A 3,974-nucleotide genomic window follows, 5' to 3' on the forward strand; every position below is an offset into this window, starting at 1 on the left:
TCGCCTACAACTACAACACTCCTGTGGATGTAAAGGCATTTGAAAAGGAAGCAAAACGCATCCTGAAGGAAGTCGAAGAAGAGTGTGGGTGGATGTATGAGACCAAGCATACTGATGGAAGGATGGGGAAGATCAACTACACTGTCTGGTCGGATGTTTTTGTTTGTCCGAACTGTTCAAAAGAAGTAATCTTCTGGGAAGCAGGTGTTGATAGGGAAGCTAGTAAAGTAAAAGATGAATTTTTTTGTCCACATTGCTCTACAAAACTCACAAAACGCAATATAGAACGAGCTTGGATAAATAAATACGATTCAGCAATAAATGAAACTATTAGGCAGGCCAAGCAGGTTCCAGTACTGATTAATTATTCAGTCGGAGTAAAAAGGTTTGAAAAGATACCAGATGAATTTGATTTGGAGTTAATCAAGAAAATCGAAAATGGTGATATCCCCCACTGGTTCCCAACAGAGCGCATGATGGAAGGAAAAGAATCTCGTAGAAATGATCCAATTGGACTTACTCATGTGCACCATTTTTACATTAAGAGGAATCTGTGGGCACTATCTTCCTTAAACAGGAAATTCTCACATCATTACAAACTTGTATTCCAATCAATTGTTGCCACATTATGTTCACGACTTGTTCGCTACAATCTGGGAAATAGAGGAAATGGGCCATTGAGTGGAACTCTATATGTATCCTCTCTAAATTCTGAACCGGAAATAATTAAAATTGCTTCTGGTAAAATTCAAGATTTAGTTAAAGCATTTATATCATCCAATCATAACGTTGTTTTTTGTCAAAGTCTTGAAAACACACAAATCCCATCAGAAACAGTAGATTATTTGTTTATCGATCCGCCTTTTGGTTCGAATCTAAACTACTCAGAATTAAACTTCTTATGGGAATCTTGGCTTAAAGTTAAAACAAATAATAAACCTGAAGCCATAGAAAATGCTGTTCAAGGCAAGGGATTAAATGAATACCGCCAGTTGATGACAGTCTGTTTCAAAGAAGCTTACCGTGTTCTTAAGCCTGGAAGGTGGATGACAGTAGAGTTCTCTAATACAAAGGCTTCTGTATGGATTAGTATTCAAACAGCACTTGAAGAAGCAGGGTTTATAATTGCTAATGTATCACCTCTCAGTAAAAAGCAAGGTAGTTTCAAAGCAGTAACAACGCGAACTGCCGTTAAACAAGATCTTGCTATCTCTGCATATAAGCCCAATGGTGGTTTTGAAGAACGCTTCCCGAAGGAAGCCTACACTGAAGAAGGTGTCTGGGATTTTGTAAGAACCCACCTAGGATACTTACCAGTTACCAAATACAAGGGAACAATCTTAGAAATAATCCCAGAGCGTGACCCTCGTATTCTTTTCGATCAGATGATAGCCTATTATGTACTCAAGGGTTATCCAGTGCCACTTTCGAGCCAAGAGTTCCAGATAGGGCTTGGGCAGCGGTTCATTGAGCGTGATGGTATGTACTTCCTGCCAGAGCAGGCTGCAGAGTACGACCGAAAGAAACTGACTTCAGGCCAGCTTATCCAAACCAAACTTTTCGTATCAGATGAAGCTTCTGCAATTCAGTGGTTACGCCAGCTTCTAAAGGCAAAACCGCAGACATTCCAAGACATCAATCCGCAGTTCATGCAGGAGCTTGGCGGATGGAGTAAGAATGAACAGCAACTGGACCTGAGAGAATTGCTGAACCAGAATTTCCTCAGCTACAATGGTATTGGTGATGTGCCAAGTCAGATTCATAGTTATCTTTCTAGCAACTGGCAGGAAATGCGTAACCTGCAGAAGGATGATCCGGAACTGATGGATAAGGCTAAGGACAGGTGGTATGTGCCAGATCCGAATAAGGCAGGTGACCTGGAGAAACTGCGTGAGAAGTCACTGTTGAAAGAGTTTGATGAGTACAAGCAGTCTACGAAGAAACTCAAAGTCTTCAGGATGGAGGCTGTGCGGGCTGGGTTCAAGAAGGCATGGCAGGAGAGGGATTATTCTACTATAATAAAAGTGGCCGATCTAGTGCCTAATAATGTTCTGGAAGAAGATCCGAAGTTGCTGATGTGGTACGATCAGGCAGTGACTAGGGTTGGAGGGGAATAATATGTTGTTATCTTTTTGTAAAACGTATCTCTCCAGTATTGGTGTAATATGGCTATTTGTTGAAATGTATAATGGCCTTATGCCTGAAAGTATCAATTGTTCTTTTTGGCAGTTGCTATTTATCGCATTAATATTGGCAGTAATCTGGTTTTTGGTCAATGGATATTATATCGATGGTTTTCTAAAGCAAACAATTGTTTTGAGCAGTAATGCATTCGATACAAAGATAGTTATAAAATTCGGTGATCTTTTTAGCCAAGATGGATGGAAAGCTATTCCTGTTAACGAATTTTTCGATAGCATTGTTGATGGGAGACATGTATCTTCCAAAAGTCTTCATGGAATTCTTATTAATAAGTATTGGAATGGTGAAACTGAAGATTGGGATCAGCAAGTAAAAAACTCTTTGTCTGGCAGTAATTTGATAGAGGATGTTCCTCGAAATTCGGGAAATACACAAAAATACGCAATAGGATCAACGGCAGTAGTTCGAAAAAATAATAATTGCTTTTTTTGTGTTGCATTAACAAAAACAAATACGAATACTTTACAAGCATCAGCCACTCCTTCGGAACTGCATCAATCGTTGATTGGCTTGCTAGTAAAAGCAAGGGAATTTTGTTCTGGTTCACCATTGAATATTCCTTTATTTGGTTCAGGTTTAGCACGAACTAATATAAGGCCGAATATTATCGTCAATCTTATTCTTCTGGCAATTTTTGAAGAAAGCAAAAAAGAGAAAATTACTGATGAAATAAGAATCATCATTCCTAAAAGCAAAAAGAAGGACGTTGATTTAAGCACAATATATAAAAATTGGAGGTAACATGACTTATCGTAATGGAACGTATATAGCATTCGACGGGCTCGGGCAGATAAATCCCACTTTATCTGACTTTAAGTATTATGGAGTTATTCAGGCTTGGGCCAAGAACAAGAATATAGATTTTAAATATGTAGATAGTCATGACAAAACCTGTGCAGTTAGGGATAGCAGTTTAAGAGCAACACTTGAATCGAGGATCAGAGAACGTTTATCTGATTCTAAAAATATGATAGTAATACTCAGTTCTGACACTCGCGAAACAGGAAGCATGTTATCATATGAAATCGAAAAGGCAGTTGACTATTATAAAATCCCATTGATAATTGCTTATGTTGACTATAATGTTGTTGCTGATCCTTCTCAGTTATCTAACTATTGGCCCAATGCTCTTAATACAAGAATCAGAAATAGTGCGGCCAAAGCTATACATATTCCTTTCATTAAAGATGCAATTCTTGATTCCATTGGTCAATTTAATATTTCCAATGTACCAGCAACTGCATTAAATCATTACACTAAGGATGCTCATTGTAGTTTTGGTGCCTTAAACTCAAATGAAATATTTAAAAATACCCGAAAGTAAGGTAGTGCAAAATGCACATGAGTGTAACAGAGAAATGGCAATACTCCACCCTCCACAACTCTCCCTGCAAGGTAATTGAAGAACAAAACCTGTGGGGAAACGTAGTTTACCGTATCTGGCTTCCAAATCAGGATACCGTGGTCAGGGTTCCGCAGTCTGCATTACGACCATTGACTGCAGAGATCCAGCCGGAGATCGAGGCAAATCGGATTATCTATGTAGCTGCAGCAGCAAAGGTAGCTGAAGTGCTGGAGGGTGGTTCACATGATTCGAATGGGCCTGTACTGCTGGCTCCGATGGAGTCTAATGTCATTCCTCTTCCACATCAGATAAGAGTTCTTTCGAGGGCAGTTTCTGGGGACAGGGTAAGGTACCTGCTGGCCGATGAAGTTGGTCTTGGAAAGACCATTGAAGCAGGGCTTATCATACGTGAGCTCAAATTACGGGG

General features: G+C 39.5%; 3 protein-coding genes and 1 pseudogene. All 4 read left to right on the forward strand.

Translation table 11 applies throughout. The features are described from left to right. The coding region (locus tag AB7U21_RS10940) for a DNA methyltransferase (protein ID WP_428389008.1) at positions 1-2,117 on the forward strand (2,117 nt) is incomplete at its 5' end. A 1-nt stretch (position 2,118) separates the two neighbouring features. Next, positions 2,119-2,943, forward strand: a complete 825-nt coding sequence (locus AB7U21_RS10945) for a macro domain-containing protein (RefSeq protein ID WP_428389010.1) — start codon at positions 2,119-2,121, stop codon at positions 2,941-2,943. Position 2,944: 1 nt separating this feature from the next. Further along, positions 2,945-3,526, forward strand: a complete 582-nt coding sequence (locus AB7U21_RS10950; protein WP_428389012.1) for a TIR domain-containing protein — start codon at positions 2,945-2,947, stop codon at positions 3,524-3,526. Positions 3,527-3,537: 11 nt separating this feature from the next. Continuing rightward, positions 3,538-3,974: pseudogene (locus AB7U21_RS10955) on the forward strand (helicase); the annotation flags it as partial.

Origin of the sequence: Methanomethylovorans sp. (assembly GCF_050177135.1) — an archaeon.
GTDB lineage: Archaea > Halobacteriota > Methanosarcinia > Methanosarcinales > Methanosarcinaceae > Methanomethylovorans.

Excerpts from the sequence above, each read along its gene's own strand:
- AB7U21_RS10945 (WP_428389010.1), top strand. The coding sequence starts at position 2,119 with ATGTTGTTATCTTTTTGTAAAACGTATCTCTCCAGTATTGGTGTAATA.
- AB7U21_RS10950 (WP_428389012.1), top strand. The coding sequence starts at position 2,945 with ATGACTTATCGTAATGGAACGTATATAGCATTCGACGGGCTCGGGCAG.